Raw genomic sequence first — 26,438 nt, forward strand, 5'->3', positions numbered from 1 at the left:
GAGGTCGTCATGGTGCTGGTCGTCTTCGAACACGATGGTGAGAAGCTGAAAAAGGGTGGCCTCGAGGCCACCACCCGGGCCCGCGAGATCGCCGCCGCCCTCGACGCCCCCGTGGCCGGGCTGCTCGTCGGCGCGGGGGTCGGCCCGCTGGCGGAGGAAGCCCGGCGCTACGTCGATACCCTCTATGTGGTGGACGCGCCGGAGTTTGCCGACTACACCGCCGAGAAGTGGACCGCGGCGGCCCACGCGGCGGCCCAGGCCAGCGGCGCCAAGGCGGTCGTCGCCCCGGCCAGCCGCACCGGGCGCAGCTGGACCGCCCGCCTGGCGGCGCGTCTGGACGCGGCCCTGCTGGAGGACGTCCTCGAGCTCAACCCCGAGGCGGACGCGGTGATCGCGAAGAAGTACGCCTTCTTGAACCGGGTGCTGGAGACGCAAAAGGCCGCCTACCCGGTGGTCGTCTCCACCAAGCCCAACACCGCCCCCCTCGCCGAGCCCAAAGGGGAGGGGAAGGTGGAGGCCCTCGAGGTCCCGCTCGGCGAGCTCGAGCGCCGCGTCGAGGTGCTGGAGAAGATCAAGGAAGAGCAAAAACGGGTGCCCCTGACCGAGGCCAACATCGTCGTCACCGGCGGCCGCGGCATGGGCTCCGCCGAGGCCTTCCAGCTCGTGGAGGAGCTCGCCGACCTCCTCGGTGGCGCGGTCGGCGCCACCCGCGCGGTGGTCGACGCTGGCTGGCGGCCCTACGCCGAGCAGGTCGGGCAGACCGGAAAGACCGTGCAGCCCGCGCTCTACATCGCCCTCGGGGTGTCCGGCGCGGTCCAGCACCAAGCGGGGATGAACAAGTCCAAGGTGGTCGTCGCAGTCAACAAGGACCCCGACGCCCCGATCTTCAAGGAGACCGACTACGGCATCATCGGCGACGTGCACCAGGTCCTCCCGGCGATGATCGAGGCGGTCAAGAAGCTCAAGGACTAGCGCCGCGAACGCGGTCGGGACCCGTTCCGGCCGCGTTCCCCGCCCCCTGGCCGCGGCCGGGGGGCGGTATGCTTTGGGCATGGCCGATCCCAGCCGTCTTGTGATCGAAGAGCTGATCGCCGAGATGGAAGAGCGCCGCAAGAAGGTGCGGCTCGGCGGCGGGCCAGCGCGCATCGAAAAGCAACACGAAAAGGGCAAGCTCACCGCGCGGGAGCGGATCGCGTACCTCCTGGACCCGGGCAGCTTCGTCGAGCTGGGGACCTTCGTCGAGCCCCTGGAAACTCCCCTGATGCGGGGCATCGAAGCCCCGGGAGAGGGCGTGGTGACCGGCCACGGCACGATCCACGGGCGCAAGGTCTTCGTCTTCAGCCAGGACTTCACCGTGCTCGGGGGCTCGCTGGGGAAGATGCACGGCCGCAAGATCGCCCAGATCATGGACCTCGCGGCCAAGACCGGGGCCCCGATCATCGGCCTCAACGACTCCGCCGGGGCCCGCATCCAGGAGGGCGTGGACAGCCTCTCCGGCTACGGCGAGGTCTTCTACCGCAACGCGGTCTACTCCGGGGTCGTGCCCCAGATCTCGGCGATCCTCGGCCCCTGCGCCGGGGGCGCGGTCTACAGCCCGGCGATGACCGACTTCGTGCTGATGAGCCGGGGAACCTCCTACATGTTCATCACCGGCCCCGAGGTCATCAAGTCGGTCACCCGCGAGGAGGTAACCTTTGAGGCGCTCGGCGGCGCCGACGTCCACGCCAAGGTCTCCGGGGTCGCGCACCTCGAGGCCGACGGGGACAAAGCAGTCTTGGACCTGATCAAGGAGCTCCTTTCCTACCTGCCGCAGAACAACCGCGAGCGCCCGCCGCTCAAGCCCACCGACGACCCCGAGGACCGCACCGCACCGGAGCTCTTGGACCTGGTCTCTCCGGATCCCAGGCGTCCCTACAACATGCACGAGGTCATCCGCACCCTGGCCGACGACCACGCGTTCCTCGAGATCCACTCCGGCTGGGCCAAGAACATCATCGTCGGCTTTGCCCGGCTCGGGGGGATGCCGGTGGGGGTGGTGGCCAACAACCCCCGCTTCATGGCCGGGGCGCTCGACATCCACGCCGCGGACAAGGCCGCGCGCTTCATCCGCACCCTCGACGCCTTCAACGTTCCCATCCTCACCCTGGTCGACGTCACCGGCTTCCTCCCGGGCGTGGCCCAGGAGCACGGGGGCATCATCCGCCACGGGGCCAAGATGCTCTACGCCTACGCCGAGGCCACCGTCCCCAAGATCACCCTGATCGTGCGCAAGGCCTACGGCGGGGCCTACCTGGCGATGAACTCCAAGGACATGGGGGCCGACGTGGTGCTCGCCTGGCCCACCGCGGCGGTCGCGGTGATGGGGGCGGAGGGCGCGGCGAACATCATCTACCGCCGGGAGATCCAGACCGCGAAGAACCCCGAGGAGATGCGCCAGAAGAAGATCGCCGAGTACAAGGCGGCCTTCGACAACCCCTACGTCGCCGCGGCCCGCGGCTACATCGACGACGTCATCAACCCTGAGGTCACCCGAGGGCAGCTGATCCGGCACCTCAAGGCCCTGTGGGAGAAAGCGGAGCAACGGCCTTGGAAAAAGCACGGCAACATCCCCCTCTAGAGGTGCGCGAGCGGCTGTCGGCGGGGAACGCGCGCTTCCTCTCCACCGCCCCCGAGCTGCCCCAAAGGCACGCCCCGCGGATGGCGGCGCTGACCTGCACCGATGCCGATGCCCGGATCACTCCAAAAGCGCTCGACGACGCCCCGGGGAACGGTCCCACGGTGCTCGCGGCCCGCTCGCATACTGAGACCGGCGAGGTGCGATGGCTTTGACGTCGCTCGAGGCCCTCTACGAAGCCCTCACCGCCTGCCGCCGCTGCCCCCGGCTGGTGGACTGGCGGACGTCGGTGGGCCGGACCAAGCGCCGCGCCTACCGGGACTGGGACTACTGGGCGAAGCCGGTCCCTGGCTTCGGCGACCCCAAGGCCCGGATCCTGATCTTCGGCCTGGCCCCCGGGGCCCACGGCTCCAACCGCACCGGCCGGATGTTCACCGGCGACGCCTCGGGCGATTTCCTCTACGCCGCCCTTTACCGCGCCGGGCTCGCCAACCAGCCCCAAAGCCAACACCGGGAGGACGGGCTGATCTTGAAGGACGTCTACATCACCGCCGCGGTCCGCTGCGTGCCGCCCAAGAACCGGCCCACCCGGGAGGAGATCCGGGCCTGCGCCGACTGGACCCAGCAGGAGCTCGCCCTCCTGCCCAACCTGCGCGTCTACCTGGCGCTGGGGCGCATCGCCCACGAGGCCCTGGTTGACCACTTTGGCCTCAAAAAGCGCGCCTACCCCTTCGCCCACGGCGCCGAGCACGCCTTGCCCGGGGGCGGCGTGCTCCTCGACAGCTACCACGTCTCGCGCCAAAACACCCAGACCGGGCGGCTCACCCCGGAGATGTTCGACGCGATCCTGGCGAGGGCCAAAGCGCTTGCTGCGACCTAGACGCCTCCTCCGCGGCCTCAAGGCCCTGGTGGGCGTCGCCCGACCGGACGACGCCTGGGCCCGGGCCTGGCTGAGCGAGGCCGAGGCGGCGTGGTTCTTCAGGCTCGACCCCCGGGACCGGGAGCACGCGATCTTGGTCGCCAAAGCGCTCAAGCGGCGCTATCCCGACGCGCCAGCGGCGGCGGTGCGGGCCGCGCTGCTCCACGACCTGGGGAAGCTCGATCGCCCCTACCGGGCCCTCGAGCGCATCCTCGTCGCCCTCGCCGAGCCCCTTTTGCCCCGCCTTCCCCCCTGGCCGCGGCGCTCGGGTCTTTTGGGAGCGGTGCAGCTCCGCCAGCACCACGAGCGCTACGGGCTGGCGCTGATCGAGGACGCGGCGGTCCGGGCAGCCCTCACCACGCCCCCCTGGGCGGAGCGGATCCGGGCCATCGACGAGACGTTCTAGGGTGCCTTCGCGGTCTCGGTCTCGACCGTGTAGCGCCCCTTGGCCCAGCGTTGGCCCTCAGCCCAGAGCTCGACCGTGTACTGCCCCGGCACCGCCGCGCCGGCGAACCGCCCGACGAAGGTGAAGGGGCCGGTCGGGTCCAACGTGTAGCTCGCGTCGCCCACCCGGAGCACCGCACCCTCGACCCGGCGCAGGAAGGCGGCCTCGACCCGAATGGTCTCCCCAACGCTCACGAACGCCGGCTGCAGCGTCAGCCGGGCCAGGGGACCGGGGCGGACGACGAGGAGCAGGGGCTGGGCCTTTTTGGACGCCCCCCGGCGGGCCTCGACGACGACGTTCAAGACCGCTTTCGCGGCCTCGGGGACCTCGACGTAGCCCAGCCAGCGCCCGGGCGCGGTCTCGGTCATCGGCAAGCGCCGATCTGCGAGAACGATCTCGACGCGCTCGGGCGCCCCCCCAACCTCGGCCTCGATGGGGACCTCGGCCCCGGGCGGCGCCTGGCGCAGGGCCAGCGTCGCCCGCAGGGTCAAGTCTCCGGCCGCAAGGCTCTGGCGCAGGTTGCGCACCACCGGGACCGCGACCAGACGAATGCGCGTCAGGGGACCCGGGCGCAACGCCACCCGCACCGCGGCCCCGGCCCGGTGGTACTGCTTGAGGCTCTCCTCGACCAGGTGCAACGCGTAGTCCCCGGGCCTGAGGCCGCCGGCTTGGAAGTTCCCCCGGCCGTCGGTCCAGACCACCGCGGTGCTCGGGCCGCTGACCTGCACCTTGCCGTAGATGATCGGATCTTCCCCCTCGTCCCAGGTGCCGTTGGCGTTGTCGTCGTAAAAGGCCTGACCGGCCACCCCGACCACGGTCTCCAAGGGAAGGTCGAGGGGCGTCCGCTGGCCCTGAAGCAGTCGAACCTTCTCCTCCAGCAGCAACGCCAGGCTGGCGTCGGCGCCGCTGACGCGCACGCGGTAGGTTCCGGGGTAGGCCTCGAGGTCGAACCGCCCGGCGACGTCGGTCTTGGCCCGCACCCCGCCGAGCACCACCTCGACCCCGGGCACGCCCTTTTCGCCGGCGTCCCACCGGCCGTTGCGGTTCTCGTCGTGAAAGACCGTGCCCTGCAGTCGCCCGGTGGCCCGGCCCCCGAACGCCGCGATCACCGGCTCCGGGGTGGTAAAGCCGCCACGCAGGGTCAGCCGCCCCCCGACCCCAAACCGCCAGCCCGCGTCGTACGCGGCGTTGAAGGAAAGCGCGGCCAGGTTCTGGAAGGCGTAGGCGAACACCCCCTCGCTGCGCCAAAGGCCGCTTGCAAAGCCGTACTCGGCGCTGGTCTTGAGCTCGGCGTCGCCGTCGCGCACGCGCAGCCCAAGGCGCACCGAGGCCAAAGACCGCTGACCGCTCACTGTCCCACTGAGCTGGGTTCCCCGGTCCTCCAACCCCACGCCCAGGCTCCAGTCGGGAAACTGGGCCGCCGCCAGCCCCACCCGCGCGAAGGCGCGGAACGCGCCGGGCTTGTAGGCCGAAAAGACGCTTCCCCGCCAACCCTCGGCCCAGCCCGCTTCCGCCCCCAGGCTCAGCGGGAGGGGAATCGGCAGGTAGCGCACCCCAGCGAAGGCGCTAAAGCCGGCCTCGTAGCCGACCCGTTGATAGAGCCCCCACTCGCCGTCGACCTGCTGATGGAAGCTGGCCTTGGCCACCACCCGGTCGTTCGCCAGCTGCCCTTCGACCTTGTAGCCCAAGGGCCGCTGGCGGCGGCTGGCGCTGACCAGGCCCAGGCTGGCGCCGCCGGGGGCCACGCGCAGGTTCGCCTTGGCCGTCCAGTCGGCGGGCTCGTAGGCCAGGCCCAGGCCGGCCACCGGACGGAGCACCCCCTCACCGAGCCAGCTGCCCTCGAGCCCCAGGGCGGGGGTCAGGGTAAAGCCCTGGGCCAGCGCGAACGCCCGGCTGAGCCGCAAGCGCACCAGGTTGGGCCGGTAGGCCACGCTGAAGGTGCCGAGGTCGGCGTCGTAGGCCACCCCGGCCGTCGTCCGGGCCCAGTCCAGGTCCCGCCCCACGCTAGCGTAGGCGGAGACTGGCCCGAGCTCGCCCTCCAGGCGGTGCCAGGTTCCACCGTAGCGATAGCCGGCGCTCCAGTTCTCCCCAAAGAGGCTGACCTGTCCGCTCACCCCGTCCTTCACCCCCAGGCCCGCGCCGCCTCTGACGAAGTCCGAAAGCCCGCCCCCGAGCCCGAGCCCCAGCGACCAATCGAAGGCCTCTTCGGGCGTGTAGCGCGCGCGAAGGTCCACCTTGTAGGCGAAGGAGGGCCCCTTGAGCCGGTCCGCCCCGGCGAAGGGCAGGATCCTGGTGCGGATCAGGGCGTGGGTCATGTACGCCGGCTGGATGCCGGAGTAGGCGCGGATCGTAGCGGTGTCCGAGCGGTAGCCGGTGGCCTTCAAGCGCAAGGTCGCCTCCCCGATCTCCCCCGGGGCCAGGACCAGCGAGGTCGGATCGAGCTGAGCCTCGAGCACGCTGGAGACCTCGAGCCGGACCCGGTCCAGGCTGTTCCCCTTGTTCTGCACCCGGATCCGGTAGACGACCTCCTGCCCGTCGACCACGGTCTCCCCCGGCGGCACGAGGAGGCCTAGCGCTACCCGGGGCCGAACGCGCACGGCGAGCGCCGCCTGCTCCAGGGGACGCCCCCCCGCCAAGGCGGTAAAGCGCAGGGTATAGCTGCCCGCGGCCTGGTCCGGGCTGACCAGGAAGTTGGCCAGCACCCGCCCCCCTTTGGGTTCGAGCTGGGAAAGCAAGCGAAACCCCTCGGGCAGGTCCACGCGAAGGGCCTCCACACCCTCGTCCACGCGAACCGGGACCGAGAGGAAGCCTCCGGAATCCACCTCCAACGCCGGGGGCAGGCCGATCTCGGCCAAGGCGCTCCCGAAAAGCAGCAGGATCCCGAAGGCCCAGCGCACGGCTAGGGCCTCGCCAGGGTCAAGAGCAACCGACCCTGATAGCGGCCCGGGGGCTCGCGGCCGGTCAGCTTGAGCCGAAGCTCCAACGCGTGCGCCTCATACCCCTCGCTGACCCCCTGGCCGCTCAAAAGGAGCACCTCGGGCCCGAGCGGCACCCAGGCCCCGCCGTCCAGCCGCACCTCGAACTGCTCGGGCATTAAGAACCCGGCTTCGCCACTCAACGGATCCAGCGAGGCGCTCAAGAACCATCCCCCCTCGACGTTGGAAAAAAGCCGCAAGGTAAGCGGGCCTCCGGGGTCGGTCGGGGGGTAGTAGGCGGGAAACCCCGGCGGGGGGAAGCCGGCCTTGGCCAGGTCGAAGACGATGGCCTCGGTGCTCAGGGTCATCGCGCTGCCCTCGGGCAGGTCGACCCCGATCGGGACCTGGGCAAGGCCGAGGCCCAGCCCCAGGGTCAGGGCGATCCAGATCGCGCGCATCATGGCAGCTCGAGCCTCCCCTCGCCGGCGATCAGGTCCGCCTGCCCATAGTCCAAGACCGCAAGCAGCACGTAGGTCCCCCGGGGCAAGTCGCCGGGAAGCGCCGCCCCCACCTCGTGGGTCAGCCCCGGCAGGCTGGCGACGTCCTGGACCTTGCCGACCGAGACCAGCCCTCCGTCTTGATCGCGCACCTCGACCCGGCCATTGAGGCGCAGCGCGGTGTTGCCGGTGTTTTGAAAGTTGATGCGGATCTGCGCCCCCTGCTTTCCGGCCGCAGGCAGATAGCGGAAACCGAGGATCTCGCCGGAGCGCGTTAGCTTGCCGACGTGCACGTAGATCACGTGGCCCACGCGGACGCGAAAGCGCACCCCCACCCCGCTGGACTCCGGCCCCTGCCCCGCGGGTCCGGAGTCGAAGAAGACGATGCCCCAGTAGCTGCCAGGAGCGGCGTCGTCGGGAACCCGGATCGTGTAGGCCACCTCGCGGGTCTCCTTGGGCACCAGGGAAAACTGCATCGGTCCCACGCTGATCCAGCCCAAGAGGGAACGGGGATGGGACGCGGGCGGGAGGTAGATCGCGTTGCCGCTAGGATCGAGGAGGAAGTCGTTGAACCCCGCGGTGACCTCGAGCACCCCGCGGTCCCCCGGGTGGTCCACCGCGACGACCCGCTGAATCACGTCCCCCGGGTTGGCCTCGATCTCGACCCGCGGGGGGCTTACCCCGACCCCGGTCTGCGCCAGGGCCAGGCCGACGACGAACACCCATCCCAGAACCGCCAACGTTATCGTGCGTTTGATGCGTTCCATGCTTCACCTTGCTCCTTTTCTTGATAGGAAATATGAATTCGTTTCATAAGGTGGGCCCGCGAGACGCGGGCCCAACCGTGCGACTCAGATGGGGTCGATACGGAAGGTGACGGTGAAGACGTAGGTGCCGGGGAGCTCCGTGCCGTCGAACCAGAACCCCTCGGTGATGTAGTCGTCAAGCCAGCCCGGGAAGCGGGCCCCGCGGATGCGGATGATCTCGATGGCCTGGCCCTCGAGGTTGTCGCCTGCGGTGAGCTCGACGAAGGGCGTGTAGTCCTCCACGCTGCCGTCGTCGGGAAGCTCGGCCTCGTCGTTGAAGAACATCCGCCCGAAGCTATGGGTCGCCGAGTCCCAGGGGTAGGGGCTGGTGATGTTGACCTTGAGGTCGAACTCGCAGCCCTTGCCGGTGCCGGTCGACCAGTTGTTGCAGAACTTCTGGACGATCTTCTTGTTCACGCAGAAAAGCGTGCCCTTCTCGTCGTTCGAGATCTGGCCGTCCCCGTTGTAGTCGTAGATCGCCGGGTAGTTGTGGGCCGGGCGCAACTCGCCGTCCATGTAGGCGTCGAACGCATCCTTGGCGTTGACCTCGCCGTCGTCGTTGTAGTCCCCGAAGTCCTTGGGCACCAGGTAGCAGCCCTCGCCGCCCTGATCCGCGCTGGGCACATCGTTCAGGTCCAGGTTCCAGGCAGTTTCGGTGATGTGCAGGGCCACGCGGACGGGAATGTTGAGCTGAATGCTTTCACTCACGCTCTGGGCATCGTCGCCCGAGGTCCAGACCTCGCTGGACCCCGCGGGCGCCGCGGCCAGAGAGAGGCCGAGCGCCAGCGCGGTGAGTGCAATGAGCCATCGTTTCATGCGGTTGCTCCTTAGAGGCTTGAGAGGGTGAAGGTCACGGTGATGTCGTAGGTCCCCGCGGCCTCGGTGCCGTCGAACCAGAAGCCCTCGACGATCAGGTCATCCAGCCAGCCACCGGTGGTCCCGTTGCCCTGGGCCACGACGTCCGGACCGTAGGGCAGGGTGGTGGTGGTGAAGCCGTCGGCGGGGCCGCTCGGGAGCACCACGTCGCCCAGGCCGAACACGCCGAAGCCTTCGGTTTGCGAGCTCGTCACCTCGACGCTCAGCTGCCAGCCATCGGGGTTGTTGGAGAACTTCTGGAGGATCTTGGTGTTGAGGCAGAGGACGGTGCCCTTCTCGTCGTTCGAGATCCGGCCGTCCCCGTTGTAGTCGTGGATCGCCGGGTAGCTGTAGGCCGGCTTCAGCACGCCGCCGTTTCCGAGGTAGTCGCGAAGGTCGTCAAGGGTCTTGACGTCCTTGGGCACCAAGTAGCAGGCTTCTTCGGGCATCTGCCCGCTGTCTTGCGACCAATCGGCGCTCGCCGCCGGGAAGGGATCGGCCGCGAGGTCGATCATCCAGCTGTCCTCGGTAAGGTGCAGCGCGTAGCGCACGGGGATCTCGACGGTGATCTCCTCAGAAACGCTCACGCCCTGACCGTCGCCAACCGTCCAGTCTTCGCCGCCACTCTGCGCCAGCGCGAAACCCATCGCGCCGACCAATGCTAGGGTAATCAGTTTGCCTTTCATGCGTTCCATCCATTTCTTCCTGCAAATGTGAAGGGGCTATGGGGTCTTGGGCCAATCGTGCGCTTAGATCTCTGTGTAGACGTAGGTCAGCGTCCCCTCGTAACTGCCCGGGGTTTCCGAACCATCCAGCCGGAGCTTGACGCCCAGGGTGATCGAAAGCCAGCCACCGGCAAACCCGTCGACGTCCTCCAGCAGCACCCCACCATCCGCCCCCGCAGGCGCCGGGCAGACCACGTTTGCTTCCCAGTCCGCTGCGTAGCCAAGGCACATCCACGCCGGGCTCGAGGGATAGGCGTTGCCGTCCCCGGTAATGATCGCGTGCACCGCGAAGTGCTCCGGGCCCAGGGTGGCGTTGCTGGCGGCATCGACGAGGGGTGCGTCGAGGCGCACCGAGAGCTGCCAGTGGCTGGCCTGCGAGAAGACGTGAAGCCGCATTGAAGGGTGGGTGAAGAACTGCGGAAAGCGCTTGGATCCGGGGATGATCCGGCCCAGCTCATCGGCCAGGAGCGGCGGATAGGGTCGCCCCCGATCGTCGAGCAACCGGCCGCCGGTTTCGGGGTAAAGCGCCTGGCAGTGCGCGGGCAAAGCGCCGGTGGTGGCGCAGCGCAGGTCGAAGACGATGCGCGCGTCTTGAGGACGCAGGCAGCGCTCCGGGGCTGCTGGGTCGTCGCAATAGGGCGGGGGTCGCGGCGCGTTGCGCGTAGCCAGCGCTGGGCTCATCTTGCCTTCGCTCAGGGTCCCGGGCCGTTCCAAGTAGAGCGCCGCCGCCTGATCAGGAATGCGCACCTCGATGCGCGCGCTGACCTGTGTCTGCATCTGGGCGGCGTACACGACGAGCGTGCCCACCAAGAGCAAGATCGCCACCCAGATGCCACGTCGATTCATGCCTTCACCTCCTTTCCAAGAAGCACTCTAAGCGGCCCCACATAAACCGCGGCTTCACGCGCGATTCGCGAACCCCATGCGGTTTGCTCGGGTTTTGGGGTAGACTGGATGGACCCGCGGTTGACGTTCACGCTGGATTTACGCGTCGTTTACGCTCGCATTTCGCGCCCTTCCCCAAGAAAGGACCATCCATGGGCATATTCCAACTTGAAATCGGACCCGAGGTTCGCCTCCTCCGCGGACCACGGGGCATCGCGCTTCGGCGCAAGGCCCTCGCGGTGCTCGCCTACCTGGCGCTCGAGGGCCCCACCCCCCGGGAGACGCTCGCCGCCCTGCTCTGGCGCCCCCGCAGCGGTCTGCAAAACCTCCGCGTCGAGCTGGGCGCGATCCGGCGCGCCCTCGAGACCCCTGACTGGGCGCGGGGAGACGCGGTCATCGCGCTTCCAAGGGGGCTTCGCGTGCGCCGGCGCTCGCCGGAGGCCCTCGCCAATCTGGAGGGCCTCTCGGAGGCCTGGGACGGCTGGCTCCGCGCGAAAAGGGGGCTGGAGAAGAACGAGGACGCCCCAGCGTTCCGGCTCCTGATCCTCGAGGCCTACCCCGGGGACGACGTCGATGGCCACATCGCCGAACGCGCCCAGGCGGCCCGGACCCCGCTCACCCGGATCGCGGACGTCCCGGAAAGCCGCGAGGGGCGCTGCTTCGTCTTCGTACGCTCGGCCTTTGGCGAGGACCCCGCGGCTCTCTTGCGCCTGCGCGCCGCGTTCTCCCCGGAAGCGACCCGCTACGAGCGGGTGCCGCCAACGCCCTTCCCGACCCTCGAGGCCAAGCTCGGCTTCGATGACGCGGCCCGGCTCTGGCTGGCCAGCGGCGGGCGCCGCCAGCACCTCGCGGAAGCACTCAAAAGCGGCCTCGACCACCCGATCCGGCTGCGCACCCTCTACGCGCTCGAGGCCCGCCGGCTCAACCAGACCGCGCGCCGGGCGCTGGAGATCCTGGCCCTCCACCCCGGGCCCATGCCCGAAGCGGCGATCGAGGCCTGGCTCGGCGACGAGATCGAGGAGCTGCTCACCCGCCGCTGGCTCGTCCACACCCCCCGGGGCTGGCGCTTTCGCGATCCGGTGGCGCGGCGCATCCTGACCCACGCCGCGGACGAGAGCCTCCGCCACCGCCGCCACCAAAAGCTCGCTTTGCACCTCGCCGAGGCCCAACCCCTGGGCGCGGTCTACCACGCGCAAAAAAGCCACCAGGCCCCCCGCTGGCCAAACCTGCGCCTCGACCCCTGGGCCGAGGCGCTCTTGGACCACGCCCGCCAGGCGACGCCACCACCCCCCAGCCCCCGGACCGCGCTCGGGCTGGGCAAGCGGCGCCTCCTCCCCGTCCCCACCCCCTTCGGACCCGGGACCCACCTGGAGGCGGACCGGCTCTACCTGGTGCGCGATCACCTCGATGCCCCTTCGGGGTTTGCCTTCGAGGCCGAGGACGAGCCCCTGATCTGGCACATCCACAGCCAGCATCGCGCGGAAAACCCCCTCGAGATCGGCGTCACCGGCGACGCCTTGCCGCTCGGCCTCGAGCTCGGCGATACGCGCTTGGCCTTCGCCGAGGTCGAGGCTCCGAGCGGCCCCCTTCTGCCCTACGGCGAGCTCTGGCTGCGGATCCCCGAGGGCACCCCGTTTCGCCTGATGACCCGTGCCGAGGCCGGCGTCTTCAAGCTCACCCTCGCCTGCTACGCCCCGGGGACGGGGAAGACCGTCCTCGCCCTCAGCCCGGACGCCCTAAGAGATGCAAGAACTCCTCGCGTGTCCGGGCGTCGTCCTTGAAGCTCCCCCGCATCGCGCTGGCCATCGCCGCCGAGTGCTGCTTCTCCACCCCGCGCATCATCATGCAAAGGTGCACGCCCTCGACGACCACCCCCACCCCCTTGGGAGCCAGGATGGTCTCGATCGCCTCCGCAATCTCGGTGGCCAGCCGTTCTTGTATCTGCAACCGCCGGGCGTACATCTCGACGATGCGGGCGAACTTCGAAAGCCCCAGCACCTTCTTGTCCGGGATGTAGCCGATGTGCACCTGGCCGAAGAAGGGGAGCAAGTGGTGCTCGCACATCGAGTAGTACTCGATCCCCTTGACCACCACCATCTCCGACCCCTCGGCGTCGAAGAGGGCGTCGTTGACGACCTCCCTTAGAGTTTGCCGGTAGCCCCGGGTGAGGAAGGCCCAGGCCCGGGCCACCCGCGCCGGGGTATCGAGGAGCCCTTCGCGCTCAGGATCCTCCCCGACCAGCTCGAGCCACCGGCGCACCAAGGGCGCCATCGCCTCCAGGTCCAGGTCGGTCTCGAAGGCCAACCCGGTGTCCTCGAGCTCCACCACCTTCTTCTCCTTCATCCTTGCCTCCTTAAAGGTTCCAGCCGCCAGCGACCTCGAGCACCTGCCCGGTCAGATAGCCGCTCGCCTCGTCGACGAAGAAGGCCACCGCCCGGGCCACCTCCTCAAGCCGCGCAAGCCGCCCCATGGGGATCTCCGCGAGCGGCTTGGAGACCGAGTTCTCCGCCACCCCGGGGGCGACGACGTTGACCGTCGCACCGTGGGGGGCAAGGCGCTTCGCCGCCGCCTTGGCCAGGAGCACCACCCCGGTCTTGGCGATGAAGTAGGGGGTGATGTGGGGCTTGGCGAGCAGCTGCCCGGCGCCCGCGTAGCCCAGGAAGACCGCGCGGCCCCGCGGTCCCGCGGCGACCAAGTCGTCCCAGACGGCCTTAAGGAGATAGAACGCGGCGTTGAGGTTGGAGTCCAAGATCGCCCGCCAGGCCTCAGGGGACACCGCCTCCAGGGGCTGGTACAAGTAGTCCCCGACGTTGTGCACCAGCACCTCAAGCCCCCCGAGGCCTTCCCGCGCGCGTCGCGCGATGGCCTCGACCGCGTCCGGGTCGGTGACGTCGCCCTGGACCGCGACCGCGCGCCGGCCCATCGCCGCGAGCTCCGCCACCAGGGCCTCGGCCTCGGCCTGGCTCTGGCGATAGTGCACCGCGACGTCGAGCCCCTCCCGGGCGAGGGCCAGGGCGATCGCCCGGCCGATCCCCTTGGCCGCCCCGGTGACCAGCGCCCGCCTAGCCACCCCTAACCTCCAGGTAGCGCGCCACCAGGCGCTCGGTGTAGCGGTTGAGGGGGAAGCCCAGCGCCGCCCGGGGCCGGACCCAGGCCCACTCGACGATCTCCGCGTTGGGTCGCACCGCCTCCCGGTCCACCTCGGCGAAGTAGTTGAGCAGGAGGAAGTGGGCGGGCTTATGAAAGGCAGGATCCTCGACCATCTCCATCACCAAGGCCAGCTCCGGACGCCTCGGGGTGAGCCCCACCTCCTCCTCGAACTCCCGCCGCAGGGCGGCTTCCATCGTCTCCCCGTACTCGATCTTGCCGCCGGGGACCCCCCAACGCCCCCGCCACTTGGGGGTGCGCACGATCAGGACCCGGCCGGTGGGGGCCCGGACGAGGGCGGCGACGGTCGGAATCGGGTAAGGCATACCCCCAAAAGATACCCGAGAACCAGGGCGCAAAAAACGAAAAGGACGAGGATGAGGTAGGCCTCGGGGCGGCCCAGGACGAGGAAGAGCGCGAGCAGGGCGTGCTGGGTCGAGAGGCCCAGGTTGGCCAGGAGCCGGGAAAGGCCCGCGGGCGCCCCGGCGAGCAGGCGCGTAAGGAGACGGTCCTGGGGGGCGAAGACCAGGCGGTAGAAGGCCTCGAGGGCGCTCGCGTAGGGCTCGCCTCCCCGCGCCCGGGGCAGGCCCTTGGGGCTGTTGAGGACGTAGTCCGCGGAGAGGATCAGGGTGAGCGCGGCGAAGGCGCCAAGCGCCAGACCGGGGGCCCCCGTGGCCCGTCCCAGGGCCCAAAAGAGCACCACGTTGACGAAGAAGTCCACCTCGGTGTCCAGGTAGCGCCCGAGCTGGGTGGTCTGGTTCCGGATGCGGGCGAGCTGGCCGTCGGCGTTGTCGAGGAGCGCCTTCAAGAGCAAGAGCGGCGCGGCCAGCGCGCCCTGATGAACGGCGATCAGCCAGGCCGCCAAAAGGCCGATCGCCCCTTGAACGAACACCAGATGCTCGGGGCGCACCGGGGTGGGCTCGAGCCAAAGCACCAGGTGGTGGGCGATCGGCCGCAGCACCCGGTCGGAGAACCACTCCGAGGCGCGGCGGGGTTTAAGCCCCTCGGAAAAGCGCGGCGGTCCAGACCTCGCCACCGACCGGCCACCCCCCTTCGGCGAGGACCCGCTCGCGGCCGGGATAGACGTAGGCCCAGGCCGGGAGCTGGCCCTCGGGGGTCTCGGCGAGCACCGGCACCCGCCGGTAGGGCGGGCCCTCGAAGGCATCGAGCGCCCGGAGCGCGGCCTCGAGGTCGCGAAAGAAGAGGACCTCTCCGCGCACTGCCCCCTCCCCCGGCACCGCCGCCGGGTAGCCCTGGGGCAGGTGGTAGAGGACGAGCCCCTCGACCCGGCCCGGAACCCGGCGCAAGAGCCCGGCCCGCTCCGCGTATTCCGCGTAGGGCTCACCGGACTTCAGCGTGCCGTAGACGAAGAGCGCCCTCGGGGTCATGCCTCGAAGACGTAGCCCTTGGGGACCACGACCACCCCATTCGGGGTGACCGCGAAGCCGCGCGCGCGATCCGCGTCCAGGTCGTAGCCGATCGTGGTGCCCTCGGGGATCACCACTTCCTTGTCGATGATCGCGTTCTTGATCCGGGCGTGCCGGCCCACGACCACGTCGTCGAAGAGGACGCTTTTTTCGACGAGCGCCCAGGAGTTGACCCGCACCCGGCGAAAGAGCAGCGACTGGCGCACGGTCGCCCCGGAGACCACCACCCCGCCGGCGATCAGCGAGTTGATTGCCTGGCCCACCCGGCCAGCCTCCTCGCGCACGAACTTGGCCGGCGGCGAGAAGAGGTTCGCGGTCCGCAGCGGCCACTCGGGGTTGAAGAGGTCAAAGGAGGGGGTCTCCGCGACCAGGTCCATGCTGGCCTCGTAGTAGGCGTCGAGGGTGCCGACGTCCCGCCAGTAGGTGTTCTCCGCCTCGCCGGGGATACGGTTTTCGGTGAAGTCGTAGGCGAAGACCCGGTAACCCTCCTTGAGCGCGGTGGGGATCACGTCCTTGCCGAAGTCGTGGGAGGAGGCCTCCCGTTCGGCGTCCTCGCGCACCAGCGTGGTCAGGGCCTCGGTGCGGAAGATGTAGTTGCCCATCGAGACCAGCGCCCGGGTGGGGTCGTCGGGAAGGGGTTTGGGGCGCTTGGGTTTTTCCTCAAAGCCCACCACGCGGCCGTCGGGGGCGACCTCGAGCACCCCGAACCGGCTGGCCTCGGAGACCGGCACCGGGTAGGCGGAGATCGTGAGGTCCGCGGCCCGCTCCCGGTGAAAGGCGAGCATCTGGCGCACGTCCATCTTGTAGATGTGGTCCCCTCCAAAGACGAAGACGTCCCGGGGCCCGTGGTTCTCCACCAGGTGCAGGTTCTGGTAGATCGCGTCCGCGGTGCCGCGGTACCAGACCGGACCGAGCTCCTCGTAGAGGTACATCTGCGCCGGGACCAGGACGATGAAGTGATCGTCCAAGAACGAGCCCAACCGCCAATAGCGCTGGATGTGCTCGGTCAGCGACTGGGCCTTGTACTGGATCAGGACGTAGATCGAGTAGACCCCGGAGTTGAGCAGGTTGTTGAGCACGAAGTCGATGATGCGGTACTTGGCCCCAAAGGGGACCGCGGGCTTGGAGCGCTTGGCGGTGAGGGGGTAGAGCCGGCTTCCCTTCCCCCCGGCCAGGACCATCGCGAGGACATCGAGCCTGCGTTGCATGCCTCCATCGTAAGGTAGGAGGCGTGCGCGACCCGCTCTTTGGCCATGACGACCTTAAGGACGCCCTGCACTACGCGCGCTTGACCCGCACCCCGGTCGCGATCAGCGCCCCCGAGGGCTGGGGCGCGCTCCCCCGGCTGGGGGCGTTCTTCGCGCCCTACTTAAAGGCCCCCGCCCCCGGACTCTTCCTGGTCGGGGAGGAAGGTGCCTTGAGCGCGCTCGAGGCCCAGTCCCCCCCGCCCGGAGCCCTTCCCCTGCGGCCTTTAGGGACGCCCCGGGTCTGGGGCCTGAAGGCGCCGAGCCGGGAGGCGGTCTTCGGCCACTTCACCCCCCGCCCGGGCCCGGGCGGGCCCTGGATCACCCCCGCGGACTACCACCCCGGCGCGCTGATCCAGGCCGGCCACGGGGTGCTCGTCATCGAGGACGGCGACCCCGCCCTGCTCGAAGCCCTGATCCCCGTCCTCAAGGCCCGGCGCTACCGGCCCATCCCGCCCCGGAACCTGCCCGCGCCAGCCTTCCCCGAGCTCCCGGTCCACGCGCTGGTGGTCTGGATCGGATCCGCCCCGCCGCCGTTCTTGCAACTCGTCGCCCCCCTGGACCTCGCCCGCACCCCCGAGGCCGAGGCCTGGCTTTGGCCCTACCTCCTGGGGGAAGAGACCCCGCCCCCGGAGCCCAAACGTTCGCGCCTCCTCTGGCTGCTCGCGCGCCAGGCGGGGCACGCCGAGCGTCTCTCCACCGGCATCGAGCGCCTTCGCCCCCTGGCCCAGACCGAGGACTTCGAAGCCGCCTGGCGGGGCTGGCAACAAGCCCAAGCCCAGCCGCGCACGCGGTTTTTGGAAGAGCTCGAGGAGGGCCTCTGGACGCTCACCCTCACCGGCCAACGGGTGGGCGAGGCGATCGGCCTCCTGGTCATCGAAGGCGAGGGGCCGGCCTACGGGCGCCCGGTGCGGGTCACCGCCGGGGCCGCGCCGGGGCGGGACGGGGTGATCTCGATCGAGCGCGAAAGCCAGCTCGCAGGCCCCCTCTTTTCCAAGGCAGTCCTCACCCTGGCCGGCTACCTGCGCCAGCGCTACCGCGAGGCCGGCCCGCTTTCGGCGACGCTCACCCTGGTCTTCGAGGAGACCCGCGAGGAGATCGACGGGGACTCCGCCGGTCTGGTCGAGCTCATCGCGCTCCTCTCGGCACTCAGCGGCCTGGCGGTGCGCCAGGACCTGGCCTTGAGCGGCAGCCTGGACCAGCACGGCCGGGTGCTGCCCGTCGGCGGGGTGAGCGAGAAGGTCGAGGGCCTCTTCTACGCCGCCCGGACGCTGGGGGTGCCCCGGGTCACCGCGGTGCTGCCCCAAGCCAACCGCCCCCATCTGGTCCTCGACGAGGCGACCGAGGCCGGGCTTAAGGCCGGGGCGCTCGAGCTCGCCTTCGTCACCCACGCCGACGAGGCGATCCAGCTGGCCTTCGGGCTGGACGCCGAGGCAGTGCACGCGCGGGTCATCGAAACCCTCAAGCGCTTCGCCGAGATGGAGCCCTCCCACTAAGGCCCCGGGCTTCTCATCCACGCTGCGTAAGATGGCCCCATGAAACGCCTGCTTCTCGCGCTGACCCTGCTCATCGGCTTGGCCCAGGCCAAGGACGCCCTGATCAACCCCTTCGACCCGCTCTTTTGGAAAAAGGCCAGCCCCAAGGAGGTCCAAGCCCTCTTCGCCGACCTCTCGGAAAACACCAAGGGCGCGGTGCCCGAGCTGGTCAACCAGACCGACCGCTTCGGCCGGGCCCCGCTGCACTACGCCGCGGCCCTGAGCCCGGATCCGGCGGTCGTCCAGACCCTGATCGCGCTCGGCGCCGAGGTCAACAAGCCCGACCTCCTGCGCTTCACGCCGCTGCACTACGCCGCCGCCTTCAACGAAAACCCTGCGGTCGCCGAGGTGCTGATCGACCGCGGGGCCGAGGTCAACGCCCGGGACCTCGAGGACCGCACCCCCCTGCACACCGCCGCTTTGAACCAGAAGAACCCCGAGGTGGTGCGCCTCCTCCTGAAGAAGGGAGCCGATAAGACGGCCAAGGATGCCTACGGCAAGACCCCCTACGACTACGCCAAGGAGAACCCCGCGCTGGCCCCGGTTCTCGAGGCGCTCAAGCCCTAGATGCGCATCACCTCCCGGCAAAACCCCCGGGTCAAGGCCCTGGCCCGGCTCAAGACCGCCAAGGGCCGCCGGGAAACCGACGCCATCGTCGTCGAGGGCGCCCGAGAGATCGCCCGGGCCTTGAAGGGGACCGAGCCGCGAGCGTTCTGGGTCGTCCCCGAGCGCCTCTCCTCCGCCGAAGCGGCGATCCTCGAGGCCCACCCGGACCTCCCCCGGATCGAGACCACCCCCGAGGTCCTGGCCAAGATCGCCTACCGCGAGCACCCCGGCGGGCTCCTCCTCGAGGCCCGACCCCGCCCCGAAGACCCGGCCGCCCTGGTCAGCCGCGACCTCTTCTTGGTCCTGGCGGGGCTGGAGAAGCCGGGGAACATCGGCGCCGCCTTTCGCAGCGCCGACGCCACCGGGGCCGGGGTGATCCTGGCCGAGCCCAGGACCTCGCCCTACAACCCCAACGTGATCCGGGCCAGCACCGGGACCGTCTTCACCGTGCCCTTCCTCGTGCGCGACCGCGACGGGGCCCTGACCTTCTTGCGCGCGCGAGGGGCCCGGATCGTCGCCGCGAGCCCCGACGCCGGCGCCACCTACTGGGACGAGGCCTACCTCGGCCCCACCGCCTTCGTCGTCGGGGCCGAGGCCACCGGCCTGCCCGCAGGGTGGCACGAGGCCAGCGATGCCCGGGTCAAGGTCCCCATGCGCGGCGAGGCGGACAGCCTCAACGCCTCGGTGACCGCCGCGCTCTTGCTCTACGAGGCGCTGCGTCAGCGCCGGAACGAACATTGATTTCAAGAAAAGCGAAGACCTGAGGGGGGCGTTGACAAGTTCGCGCCCCCTTGCCATAATGAGGCCGTAGGCGTTGACACTCTAAGCTTTAGAGTGTCAAAAGGAGGTGGAGGCAATGGCAACCGAGGTGAAGGTCAAGATCAAACCCCTGGGCGACCGGGTCGTGGTCAAGCCGGTTGAGGAAGAGGAGCAGCTCCCGAGCGGCATCGTGCTGCCGGACACGGCCAAGGAGAAGCCCCAAAAGGGCGAGGTCGTCGCCGTTGGCTCCGGCAAGCTCCTGGAGAACGGCGAGCGCGTACCGCTTGAGGTCAAGGTCGGCGACGTCGTGGTGTTCGCCAAGTACGGCGGCACGGAGATCGAGCTTGGGGGCGAGGAGTACATCGTCCTCTCCGAGCGCGACCTTCTGGCCGTTCTCGAGAAGTAAGAAAGGGAGGTGATGGCGCATGGCGAAGATCCTGGTCTTCGATGAGCAGGCCCGCCGGGCCCTGGAGCGCGGCGTGAACGCGGTGGCCAACGCGGTGAAGGTGACCCTTGGTCCCCGTGGCCGCAACGTGGTGTTGGAGAAGAAGTTCGGCGCCCCGACGATCACCAAGGACGGCGTGACCGTCGCCAAGGAGGTCGAGCTGGAGGACCACCTGGAGAACATCGGCGCGCAGCTCCTGAAGGAGGTGGCCTCCAAGACCAACGACATCGCCGGTGACGGCACCACCACCGCGACCGTGCTCGGCCAGGCGATCGTCCGCGAGGGGCTGAAGAACGTCGCCGCGGGCGCGAACCCGCTGGCGCTGAAGCGCGGCATCGAGAAGGCCGTGGACGCCGCGGTGGAGAAGATCCACCAGCTCTCGATCCCCGTCGAGGACCGCAAGGCGATCGAGGAGGTCGCGACGATCTCCGCGAACGACCCCGAGATCGGCAAGCTGATCGCCGACGCGATGGAGAAGGTCGGCAAAGAGGGGATCATCACCGTCGAGGAGTCCAAGGGGCTCGAGACCGAGCTGGAGTTCGTCGAGGGCTACCAGTTTGACCGGGGGTACATCTCGCCCTACTTCGTCACCAACCCCGAGAGCATGGAGACGGTCCTCGAGAACCCCTACATCCTGATCGTCGAGAAGAAGATCTCCAACGTCCGCGAGCTCCTGCCGGTGCTCGAGCAGGTGGCCCAGACCGGCCGTCCGTTGCTGATCATCGCCGAGGACGTCGAGGGCGAGGCGCTGGCCACCCTGGTGGTCAACAAGCTGCGCGGCACCCTCAACGTCGCCGCGGTGAAGGCGCCCGGCTTCGGTGACCGGCGCAAGGAGATGCTCAAGGACATCGCCGCGGTGACCGGCGGCCAGGTGATCAGCGAGGAGCTGGGCATCAAGCTGGAGAACGTCACCCTCTCCATGCTGGGCCAGGCCGAGCGGGTGCGCATCACCAAGGACGAGACCACGATCGTCGGCGGTAAGGGCAAGAAGGAAGACATCGAGGCCCGCATCGCCCAGATCAAGAAGGAGCTCGAGACCACCGACAGCGAGTACGCCAAGGAGAAGCTCCAGGAGCGCCTGGCCAAGCTCGCCGGTGGGGTCGCGGTGATCCGCGTCGGCGCCGCCACCGAGACCGAGCTCAAGGAGAAGAAGCACCGCTTCGAGGACGCCCTGAACGCGACCCGCGCGGCGGTCGAGGAGGGCGTCGTCCCCGGCGGCGGCACCACCTTCCTGCGGGCGATCACCGCGGTGGACAAGGTGATCGAGGGGCTCGAGGGCGATGAGGCGACCGGCGCCAAGATCGTCCGCCGGGCCCTGGAGGAGCCCGCCCGTCAGATCGCCGAGAACGCCGGCTACGAGGGCTCGGTGGTGGTCAACCGCGTCCTTTCCGAGACGGCCAACGAGCGCTTCGGGTTCAACGCCGCCACCGGCGAGTACGTGGACATGATCGAGGCCGGGATCATCGACCCCGCCAAGGTCAGCCGCAGCGCGCTGCAGAACGCGGCTTCGATCGGCGCCCTGGTCCTCACCACCGAGGCCGTGGTTGCCGAGAAGCCGGAGAAGAAGGAGCAGGCCCCCGCGCCCGCGGCGCCGGAGATGGACTTCTAAACCCGGCCCAACGAGGCGCCCCGGCCGCGCGGCCGGGGCGCCTCCTTATTGAAGCCCGGCGCGCACGTACCGGGGAAGCTGAAAGAGGGTTTCGTGCCGCTCGGGATCGTAGTAGGCGAGCGCGAGCCTTCGCGCCCGCAGAAGGTCCACCCGCGTCAGGTCCGCCTCGCCCTTGGCCCCGACCAAAAACGCCCAGGGCGAGGCGTACCCGATCACCGGGAAGCTGTAGGCCCAGACCCGGTCGAAGACCGCGCGCATCGCCCGGTGGGCCGCCTTGAGCTCGTCGGTGAAGAGGTAGACGCTCCCCGCCTGGGTCACGTAGAAGCCCCCGGGGCGAAGGGCGCGGTAGGCGTCTCGGTAGAAGGCCTCGGAAAAGAGGCCTGCGGCCGGGCCCACGGGATCGGTGGAATCGACGACGATCACATCGAAGGCGGCGTCATGCCGCCCCAGGTAGTCGACCCCGCTCTCCACCCGCAGCTCGGCCCGCGGCTCGTCGCCGGAAAGCACCCGCTCGAGCACCCCCCGACCCACGTCGAGATGGCGCACCGCGACCTCGAGGACCACCGGGTCGATCTCCACCATCGTCGCCCGCGCCACCTCGGGGTGACGCAGCACCTCCCGCAGGGCCCCGCCGTCCCCACCCCCGATCACCGCGACCCGGCGGGGCGCGGGATGGGCGAGCATCGCGGGGTGCACCAGGGGCTCGTGGTAGGAGCCCTCGCCCTCCTCGACGAGCTGCACCGCGCCGTCGATGACCAGCATCCGCCCGAACCCCTCGGTCTCGTAGACCTCGATCGTCTGGTAGGGGCTTTTTTCGGAGAAGATCCGGCCCTTGACCTTGAACGCGACCCCGTAGCCCCGCGGGTACCACTCGATGAACGCCACGCTCGCCTCCTAATAGGGAAACATCACCACCGCGCTGAGCGCGGCGACCGGCCGGGCCTCGGCACGCACCGCGACCACCCCGGAGAAGTAGCGTTCGAGCGTCCAACCGCGCTCGCCGAACCCCTCCTCGACCATCGACCGCACCATTCGCTCGGCGTAGGCCTCGTCGCCGTGACCGGCGTACTCATAGATCAGCCCCCCGGCGCCGTCGGGGCGCAGGCCGATGCCGAGCGCCGCGGCCACCGTCTCCCCGGGCTCCTCGGCGGTTGCCGCGGCGTAGACCGTGGGCAGGAGCATCCCCACGGGGATGCCCTCGGGGAGGCGCTCGAGCCACGCCAGATGCGCGGGGATCACGCTGGAAAGCCGGACCAGGTTCACGTTGCCGATGCCTGCCTTTAGGAGCGCGTTGTCAAAGGCATTGAGCGGGGTGCCGCCCTCCGCGCTGGCGGTCAAAAGGATCGCTTTTTGGGGTGTCGTCCAGCTCACGTTTCCTCCCAGGAGGGGAAGTCTACCACCCCATGGCCCGGGCCTTTAAGCCGATCGCGCGGTAGACCAGGCTGGCCGCGGTCATCTCGGGGAAAAAGAGGCCGGGAATCGGGGAGAGCTCGACGAAGTCCACCCCGATCACGGTCCTCTCGGCAAAGACCGCCTCCAAGAGCGCCACCGCCTGGGCATAGCTCAGGCCCCCGGGGAGCGGCGTCCCCACCGCGGGCATCTCCGCGGGGTTCAAGGCGTCGAAGTCGAAGCTGACGTAAACCCGCTCCGGCAACGCGGAAAGGATCTCGTCGAGGGGCAGCCCCTCGCGGCGCAGGCGGTGATCGGGAAAGATCCGAACCCCGTGTTCCCGGGCATAGGCCAACGACGCCCGGGCGTAGGCGCGCTGCCCGACCTGGACCAGGGGATGGCCGAGCTCCGCGACCCGCCGCATCACCGAGGCGTGGGAGCGCTCCGAGCCCTGCCAGGCGGGATAGAGGTCGTCGTGGGCGTCGATGTGCAAGACCCCGAACGTGCCAAAACGGGCGCGGTGGGCCAAAACCAGGGGCAGGGTGATCGAGTGGTCTCCCCCAAGCGCAACGAGGAACTTCCCTGTTTCGAGCAGGGCCGCCGCCGCGGCTTCGATCTCGCGGTGGGACGCCGCTGCGTCGCCGGCGACGATCGGCACCTCGGGGGCGGTGTAGATGCCAGCGTCCAGGGGGGTCAGGCCGAGCTCGAGGTCGAAGGCCTCGAGCTCCTGACTGGCGGCAAGGATCGCCGCCGGCCCTTTGCGCGCGCCGGTCAGCCAGGAGAGGGAGAGGTCGTAGGGCACCGGCAGCACCGCGACCCGGGCGGCGTCCAACGGCACGGGGCGTTCGCCAAACGCATCCACGAAGACTCAGCCTAACCTAGGCGCGGTGATAGGGATGCCCGGCGATCAGGGTTTCCACGCGGTAGAGCTGCTCGAGCAGGACTACCAGCGCCAGCTCGTGCTGCAGCGTCAGCGGCGTCAGGGCCCAGACCCAGTCCGCCGCGTCGCGCACCTCAGGGGCATGCCCCTCCGCCGGCCCGATGAAGAACCCCACCCGCTTGTGGCGCCGCTTCCAGTCCTGGTAGCGCTGGGCCAGGGCCGGGGTGGAAAGCAGCTCCCCGCGCTCGTCGAGCACCACCTTGAAGCCGGAAAAAGCGGCGAGCTCACGCGAAAGCGCGCGGGCGTCCTTCAAGGGCACGAGCCGCACGCGTGCATATTTACCCAGCCGCTTCGCGTATTCTTCCGCCCCTAACCGGGCGTAGGCGAGGCGGGGCTTGCCGATCGTGAAAACATCCACTTTCATTCGTCGCCGTCCCCGGGGGTTGTATAATAACGGCGTTAAGGGGCGGCCATGCAAACTTGCTTACCGTTGATTCTTCGCGCCGCAACCCTGGCCACGGCCCGGGGCCGTGGCTTTTTTTCGCCCGTCCGGGGCCATCCTCCGGCCGGGACCGCCCTGCGGGTCCACCCACCCCAGGGCCGCCCGAAGGCGGCCACCCCGCCGAGGGCAGAAAGGGGAACGCGATGATTAAGGACACCTGGAGGTTTTCGCCCTTCACCGAAGAGCCGATCCGTCTGATCGACGACGAAGGCCGCTGGGTCGCCGACTTCGAGCTCGACCTCAGCCCCGAGGAGCTGAAGACCCTCTACCGCAACATGCTCACCGGGCGTTTGATGGACGAGCGCTATCAGATCATCCTGCGCCAGGGCAAGACCAGCTTCGTCGCCCCCTCCTCGGGACACGAGGCGGCCCAGGCGGGGATGGCCAAGGCCTTGAAGCCGGGGTTCGACTGGGTCTTCCCCTACTACCGCGACAAGACCCTGCTGCTCAGCCTGGGCTACCCGCTCGAAAAGCTCTACGCCCAGATGATGGCCACCCGGCTGGACCCCAACAAGGGCCGGCAGATGCCCGAACACCCCGGGCTGAAGGAGCTCAACGTCTACACCGTGGCCTCCCCGATCGCCTCCCACGTGCCCCCGGCGGTGGGCGCGGCGATCAGCATGAAGGTCCAGGGGACCGGCCAGGTGGCGCTGACCACCTTCGGGGACGGGGCCACCAGCGAGGGCGACTGGCACGCCGCGCTCAACTTCGCCGGGGCCCAGGGCGCGCCGATCGTCTTCGCCGCGGAGAACAACCGCTACGCGATCAGCGTACCCTTGGAAAAGCAGTCCGGGTCCCCGCGAATCGCCGACAAGGCCCACGCCTACGGCATGCCCGGCTACCACGTCGACGGCATGGACGTCCTCGCCAGCTACTACGTCACCAAGGAAGCGGTGGAGCGGGCGCGCGCCGGCCTCGGCCCCTCGCTCGTCGAGCTGCTGGTCTACCGCTACGGACCCCACTCCTCGGCCGACGACGACCGGGTCTACCGCAGCCGCGAGGAGGTCGAGTTCTGGCGGCAAAAGGACCCCATCCTGCGCTTTGAGCGCTTCCTGGAAAAGCAGGGGCTCTGGACCCAGGCGGAGGGCGAGGCCCTGCGCGAGGAGCTCCTCGAGGCCCTGAAGGCCGCCGAGGCAGAGGCCGAGGCCGCCGGTCCGGTGCCCCCGGAGTGGATGTTCGACGACGTCTACCACACCCCCTACTGGCTCCTCGAGGAGCAGCGGCAGATCCTGCTCGCCGAGCTTTGAGGAGGCAAGATGGCCACGCTGAACATCGTGCAAGCGGTCAAGCGCGCCCTTGACGAAGAGATGGCCGCGGACGAGCGCGTCGTCGTGCTCGGCGAGGACGTGGGCAAGCGGGGCGGGGTCTTCCTCGCCACCGAAGGGCTCTACCAGAAGTACGGACCGGACCGGGTGATCGACACCCCCCTCTCCGAAGCGGCGATCATCGGCGCCGCCGTGGGCATGGCCGCCCACGGCCTGCGGCCGGTCGCCGAGATCCAGTTTGCCGACTACGTCTTCCCCGGTTTCGACCAGCTGGTGAGCCAGGCGGCGAAGCTGCACTACCGCTCCGGGGGGCAGTTCTCCGCGCCGATGGTGGTGCGCATGCCCTCCGGCGGCGGGGTCAAGGGCGGCCACCACCATTCCCAGTCCCCCGAGGCCTACTTCGCCCACACCGCCGGGCTCAAGGTGGTGGTGCCGAGCACCCCGAGCGACACCTACGGGCTCCTCAAGAGCGCGATCCAGGACGACGACCCGGTGATCTTCATGGAGCCCAAGAGGCTCTACCGAGCGATCAAGGAGGAGGTCGACGACGCCCCCTACACCATTCCCCTGGGTCAGGCCCGGCTGCGGAAAGAGGGCAACGACATCACCCTGATCGCTTACGGCGGGCCCACCGTCGAGGCCCTCAAGGCCGCCGAGGAGCTAGAGAAGGTCGGGGTTTCGGCCGAGGTCCTGGACCTGCGCAGCCTCGTCCCCTGGGATAAGGAGGCGGTGCTCAACTCCGTCGCCAAGACCGGGCGGGCCCTGGTCATCGCCGAGGCACCGCGCACCGCGAGCTTCGCCAGCGAGGTCGCGGCCACGGTGATGGAGGAACTGCTGGACCAGCTCATGAGCCCGGTCTACCGGGTGACCGGCTTCGACACGCCCTACCCCTACGTTCCCGACCGGGAATACATGCCCACCGTGACCCGCATTCTCAACTTCGCCAAGAAGGCGCTCGATTACTAGGAG

29 protein-coding genes are annotated in these 26,438 nt (G+C 69.4%); 13 read left to right on the plus strand and 16 right to left on the minus strand.

The window, feature by feature from the left end; translation table 11 throughout:
* Positions 1 to 9 precede the first annotated feature (9 nt).
* From ACZ48Y_RS04330 to ACZ48Y_RS04350, 5 genes are all read left to right on the plus strand, one after another.
* Complete coding sequence (locus tag ACZ48Y_RS04330; protein ID WP_464742511.1) at positions 10 to 972, plus strand: electron transfer flavoprotein subunit alpha/FixB family protein; 963 nt, start codon at positions 10 to 12, stop codon at positions 970 to 972.
* 79 nt (positions 973 to 1,051) lie between these two features.
* On the plus strand, positions 1,052 to 2,617 hold the full coding sequence (locus tag ACZ48Y_RS04335) for an acyl-CoA carboxylase subunit beta (protein WP_464742513.1): 1,566 nt from the start codon (positions 1,052 to 1,054) through the stop codon (positions 2,615 to 2,617).
* A gap of 2 nt (positions 2,618 to 2,619) precedes the next feature.
* Positions 2,620 to 2,829 carry a hypothetical protein gene (locus ACZ48Y_RS04340; protein ID WP_464742515.1) on the plus strand — a complete coding sequence of 70 codons (210 nt, stop codon included), beginning with the start codon at positions 2,620 to 2,622 and terminating at the stop codon, positions 2,827 to 2,829.
* Positions 2,820 to 3,494 (plus strand): uracil-DNA glycosylase, encoded by a 675-nt coding sequence (locus tag ACZ48Y_RS04345; protein WP_464742517.1) that lies wholly within the window; start codon positions 2,820 to 2,822, stop codon positions 3,492 to 3,494. The genes ACZ48Y_RS04340 and ACZ48Y_RS04345 overlap by 10 nt, the downstream gene beginning before the upstream one ends.
* Entirely contained in the window at positions 3,481 to 3,939 is a 459-nt protein-coding gene (locus tag ACZ48Y_RS04350; RefSeq protein WP_464742519.1) for a phosphohydrolase, read from the plus strand. Before ACZ48Y_RS04345 ends, ACZ48Y_RS04350 begins: the two co-directional genes overlap by 14 nt.
* On the opposite strand, the gene ACZ48Y_RS04355 is transcribed toward ACZ48Y_RS04350, so the two are convergent.
* From ACZ48Y_RS04355 to ACZ48Y_RS04380, 6 genes are all read right to left on the minus strand, one after another.
* Positions 3,936 to 6,875 carry a hypothetical protein gene (locus ACZ48Y_RS04355; protein ID WP_464742521.1) on the minus strand — a complete coding sequence of 980 codons (2,940 nt, stop codon included), beginning with the start codon at positions 6,873 to 6,875 and terminating at the stop codon, positions 3,936 to 3,938. The genes ACZ48Y_RS04350 and ACZ48Y_RS04355 overlap by 4 nt on opposite strands.
* A 2-nt stretch (positions 6,876 to 6,877) precedes the next feature.
* Entirely contained in the window at positions 6,878 to 7,351 is a 474-nt protein-coding gene (locus ACZ48Y_RS04360; RefSeq protein WP_464742523.1) for a hypothetical protein, read from the minus strand.
* A complete protein-coding gene (locus ACZ48Y_RS04365; protein ID WP_464742525.1) occupies positions 7,351 to 8,157 on the minus strand; it encodes a fimbrial biogenesis chaperone in 807 nt (268 codons plus the stop codon). The genes ACZ48Y_RS04360 and ACZ48Y_RS04365 overlap by 1 nt, the downstream gene beginning before the upstream one ends.
* Before the next feature lie 84 nt (positions 8,158 to 8,241).
* On the minus strand, positions 8,242 to 9,012 hold the full coding sequence (locus tag ACZ48Y_RS04370) for a hypothetical protein (protein ID WP_464742527.1): 771 nt from the start codon (positions 9,010 to 9,012) through the stop codon (positions 8,242 to 8,244).
* Positions 9,013 to 9,023: 11 nt separating this feature from the next.
* Complete coding sequence (locus tag ACZ48Y_RS04375; protein WP_464742529.1) at positions 9,024 to 9,737, minus strand: hypothetical protein; 714 nt, start codon at positions 9,735 to 9,737, stop codon at positions 9,024 to 9,026.
* Positions 9,738 to 9,800: 63 nt separating this feature from the next.
* Positions 9,801 to 10,622, minus strand: coding sequence for a hypothetical protein (locus tag ACZ48Y_RS04380; protein ID WP_464742531.1), 822 nt, complete (start codon positions 10,620 to 10,622; stop codon positions 9,801 to 9,803).
* Between the two features lie 191 nt (positions 10,623 to 10,813).
* Between ACZ48Y_RS04380 and ACZ48Y_RS04385 the strand changes: the two genes are divergently transcribed.
* Entirely contained in the window at positions 10,814 to 12,442 is a 1,629-nt protein-coding gene (locus ACZ48Y_RS04385) for a hypothetical protein (RefSeq protein ID WP_464742533.1), read from the plus strand.
* Here ACZ48Y_RS04385 and folE read toward each other — a convergent pair.
* From folE to glgC, 6 genes are read right to left on the minus strand one after another with little or no spacing between them, the layout of a single operon-like run.
* Positions 12,384 to 13,004 carry a GTP cyclohydrolase I FolE gene (gene folE / locus ACZ48Y_RS04390; RefSeq protein WP_464742535.1) on the minus strand — a complete coding sequence of 207 codons (621 nt, stop codon included), beginning with the start codon at positions 13,002 to 13,004 and terminating at the stop codon, positions 12,384 to 12,386. The genes ACZ48Y_RS04385 and folE overlap by 59 nt on opposite strands.
* Positions 13,005 to 13,014: 10 nt before the next feature.
* A complete protein-coding gene (locus ACZ48Y_RS04395) occupies positions 13,015 to 13,731 on the minus strand; it encodes an SDR family oxidoreductase (RefSeq protein ID WP_464742537.1) in 717 nt (238 codons plus the stop codon).
* Positions 13,724 to 14,134, minus strand: a complete 411-nt coding sequence (locus tag ACZ48Y_RS04400; protein ID WP_464742539.1) for an NUDIX domain-containing protein — start codon at positions 14,132 to 14,134, stop codon at positions 13,724 to 13,726. Before ACZ48Y_RS04400 ends, ACZ48Y_RS04395 begins: the two co-directional genes overlap by 8 nt.
* Positions 14,074 to 14,844, minus strand: coding sequence for a CDP-alcohol phosphatidyltransferase family protein (locus ACZ48Y_RS04405; protein ID WP_464742541.1), 771 nt, complete (start codon positions 14,842 to 14,844; stop codon positions 14,074 to 14,076). Before ACZ48Y_RS04405 ends, ACZ48Y_RS04400 begins: the two co-directional genes overlap by 61 nt.
* Positions 14,804 to 15,196, minus strand: a complete 393-nt coding sequence (locus ACZ48Y_RS04410) for a gamma-glutamylcyclotransferase family protein (RefSeq protein WP_464742543.1) — start codon at positions 15,194 to 15,196, stop codon at positions 14,804 to 14,806. Before ACZ48Y_RS04410 ends, ACZ48Y_RS04405 begins: the two co-directional genes overlap by 41 nt.
* Positions 15,193 to 16,443, minus strand: a complete 1,251-nt coding sequence (glgC, locus tag ACZ48Y_RS04415) for a glucose-1-phosphate adenylyltransferase (RefSeq protein ID WP_464742545.1) — start codon at positions 16,441 to 16,443, stop codon at positions 15,193 to 15,195. The genes ACZ48Y_RS04410 and glgC overlap by 4 nt, the downstream gene beginning before the upstream one ends.
* A gap of 23 nt (positions 16,444 to 16,466) precedes the next feature.
* Here glgC and ACZ48Y_RS04420 point away from each other — a divergent pair, with 23 nt between their 5' ends.
* The 5 genes from ACZ48Y_RS04420 (at position 16,467) to groL (ending at position 21,433) form a co-directional block, all read left to right on the plus strand.
* Positions 16,467 to 17,975 carry a S16 family serine protease gene (locus ACZ48Y_RS04420; protein WP_464742547.1) on the plus strand — a complete coding sequence of 503 codons (1,509 nt, stop codon included), beginning with the start codon at positions 16,467 to 16,469 and terminating at the stop codon, positions 17,973 to 17,975.
* A 39-nt stretch (positions 17,976 to 18,014) separates the two neighbouring features.
* Entirely contained in the window at positions 18,015 to 18,581 is a 567-nt protein-coding gene (locus ACZ48Y_RS04425) for an ankyrin repeat domain-containing protein (protein WP_464742549.1), read from the plus strand.
* Positions 18,582 to 19,361, plus strand: a complete 780-nt coding sequence (locus ACZ48Y_RS04430) for a TrmH family RNA methyltransferase (protein WP_464742551.1) — start codon at positions 18,582 to 18,584, stop codon at positions 19,359 to 19,361.
* 115 nt (positions 19,362 to 19,476) lie between these two features.
* A complete protein-coding gene (groES, locus tag ACZ48Y_RS04435) occupies positions 19,477 to 19,785 on the plus strand; it encodes a co-chaperone GroES (RefSeq protein WP_464742553.1) in 309 nt (102 codons plus the stop codon).
* A 19-nt stretch (positions 19,786 to 19,804) separates the two neighbouring features.
* On the plus strand, positions 19,805 to 21,433 hold the full coding sequence (gene groL / locus ACZ48Y_RS04440; protein ID WP_464742555.1) for a chaperonin GroEL: 1,629 nt from the start codon (positions 19,805 to 19,807) through the stop codon (positions 21,431 to 21,433).
* A 45-nt stretch (positions 21,434 to 21,478) separates the two neighbouring features.
* Here the strand turns inward: groL and speE are convergent, their stop codons facing one another.
* The 4 genes from speE to ACZ48Y_RS04460 are packed head-to-tail and all read right to left on the minus strand — an operon-like array spanning position 21,479 to position 24,126.
* Complete coding sequence (gene speE, locus ACZ48Y_RS04445; RefSeq protein WP_464742557.1) at positions 21,479 to 22,318, minus strand: polyamine aminopropyltransferase; 840 nt, start codon at positions 22,316 to 22,318, stop codon at positions 21,479 to 21,481.
* Between the two features lie 9 nt (positions 22,319 to 22,327).
* Entirely contained in the window at positions 22,328 to 22,804 is a 477-nt protein-coding gene (locus ACZ48Y_RS04450; RefSeq protein ID WP_464742559.1) for a pyruvoyl-dependent arginine decarboxylase, read from the minus strand.
* Positions 22,805 to 22,826: 22 nt separating this feature from the next.
* A complete protein-coding gene (gene speB, locus ACZ48Y_RS04455; RefSeq protein WP_464742561.1) occupies positions 22,827 to 23,684 on the minus strand; it encodes an agmatinase in 858 nt (285 codons plus the stop codon).
* A 16-nt stretch (positions 23,685 to 23,700) separates the two neighbouring features.
* A complete protein-coding gene (locus ACZ48Y_RS04460) occupies positions 23,701 to 24,126 on the minus strand; it encodes a 23S rRNA (pseudouridine(1915)-N(3))-methyltransferase RlmH (RefSeq protein WP_464742563.1) in 426 nt (141 codons plus the stop codon).
* Positions 24,127 to 24,347: 221 nt separating this feature from the next.
* Between ACZ48Y_RS04460 and ACZ48Y_RS04465 the strand changes: the two genes are divergently transcribed.
* Together ACZ48Y_RS04465 and ACZ48Y_RS04470 are read left to right on the plus strand one after the other, a co-directional pair.
* Positions 24,348 to 25,451 (plus strand): thiamine pyrophosphate-dependent dehydrogenase E1 component subunit alpha, encoded by a 1,104-nt coding sequence (locus ACZ48Y_RS04465; protein ID WP_464742565.1) that lies wholly within the window; start codon positions 24,348 to 24,350, stop codon positions 25,449 to 25,451.
* A gap of 9 nt (positions 25,452 to 25,460) precedes the next feature.
* Complete coding sequence (locus tag ACZ48Y_RS04470) at positions 25,461 to 26,435, plus strand: alpha-ketoacid dehydrogenase subunit beta (protein ID WP_464742567.1); 975 nt, start codon at positions 25,461 to 25,463, stop codon at positions 26,433 to 26,435.
* Positions 26,436 to 26,438 lie beyond the last annotated feature (3 nt).

It is taken from the genome of Rhabdothermus arcticus (assembly GCF_055382915.1).

Excerpts from the sequence above, each read along its gene's own strand:
- ACZ48Y_RS04330 (WP_464742511.1), top strand. The coding sequence starts at position 10 with ATGGTGCTGGTCGTCTTCGAACACGATGGTGAGAAGCTGAAAAAGGGT.
- ACZ48Y_RS04335 (WP_464742513.1), top strand. The coding sequence starts at position 1,052 with ATGGCCGATCCCAGCCGTCTTGTGATCGAAGAGCTGATCGCCGAGATG.
- ACZ48Y_RS04345 (WP_464742517.1), top strand. The coding sequence starts at position 2,820 with ATGGCTTTGACGTCGCTCGAGGCCCTCTACGAAGCCCTCACCGCCTGC.
- ACZ48Y_RS04360 (WP_464742523.1), bottom strand. The coding sequence starts at position 7,351 with ATGCGCGCGATCTGGATCGCCCTGACCCTGGGGCTGGGCCTCGGCCTT.
- ACZ48Y_RS04365 (WP_464742525.1), bottom strand. The coding sequence starts at position 8,157 with ATGGAACGCATCAAACGCACGATAACGTTGGCGGTTCTGGGATGGGTG.
- ACZ48Y_RS04370 (WP_464742527.1), bottom strand. The coding sequence starts at position 9,012 with ATGAAACGATGGCTCATTGCACTCACCGCGCTGGCGCTCGGCCTCTCT.
- ACZ48Y_RS04375 (WP_464742529.1), bottom strand. The coding sequence starts at position 9,737 with ATGAAAGGCAAACTGATTACCCTAGCATTGGTCGGCGCGATGGGTTTC.
- ACZ48Y_RS04380 (WP_464742531.1), bottom strand. The coding sequence starts at position 10,622 with ATGAATCGACGTGGCATCTGGGTGGCGATCTTGCTCTTGGTGGGCACG.
- ACZ48Y_RS04385 (WP_464742533.1), top strand. The coding sequence starts at position 10,814 with ATGGGCATATTCCAACTTGAAATCGGACCCGAGGTTCGCCTCCTCCGC.
- folE (WP_464742535.1), bottom strand. The coding sequence starts at position 13,004 with ATGAAGGAGAAGAAGGTGGTGGAGCTCGAGGACACCGGGTTGGCCTTC.
- ACZ48Y_RS04400 (WP_464742539.1), bottom strand. The coding sequence starts at position 14,134 with ATGCCTTACCCGATTCCGACCGTCGCCGCCCTCGTCCGGGCCCCCACC.
- ACZ48Y_RS04410 (WP_464742543.1), bottom strand. The coding sequence starts at position 15,196 with ATGACCCCGAGGGCGCTCTTCGTCTACGGCACGCTGAAGTCCGGTGAG.
- glgC (WP_464742545.1), bottom strand. The coding sequence starts at position 16,443 with ATGCAACGCAGGCTCGATGTCCTCGCGATGGTCCTGGCCGGGGGGAAG.
- ACZ48Y_RS04425 (WP_464742549.1), top strand. The coding sequence starts at position 18,015 with ATGAAACGCCTGCTTCTCGCGCTGACCCTGCTCATCGGCTTGGCCCAG.
- ACZ48Y_RS04430 (WP_464742551.1), top strand. The coding sequence starts at position 18,582 with ATGCGCATCACCTCCCGGCAAAACCCCCGGGTCAAGGCCCTGGCCCGG.
- groES (WP_464742553.1), top strand. The coding sequence starts at position 19,477 with ATGGCAACCGAGGTGAAGGTCAAGATCAAACCCCTGGGCGACCGGGTC.
- groL (WP_464742555.1), top strand. The coding sequence starts at position 19,805 with ATGGCGAAGATCCTGGTCTTCGATGAGCAGGCCCGCCGGGCCCTGGAG.
- ACZ48Y_RS04460 (WP_464742563.1), bottom strand. The coding sequence starts at position 24,126 with ATGAAAGTGGATGTTTTCACGATCGGCAAGCCCCGCCTCGCCTACGCC.
- ACZ48Y_RS04465 (WP_464742565.1), top strand. The coding sequence starts at position 24,348 with ATGATTAAGGACACCTGGAGGTTTTCGCCCTTCACCGAAGAGCCGATC.
- ACZ48Y_RS04470 (WP_464742567.1), top strand. The coding sequence starts at position 25,461 with ATGGCCACGCTGAACATCGTGCAAGCGGTCAAGCGCGCCCTTGACGAA.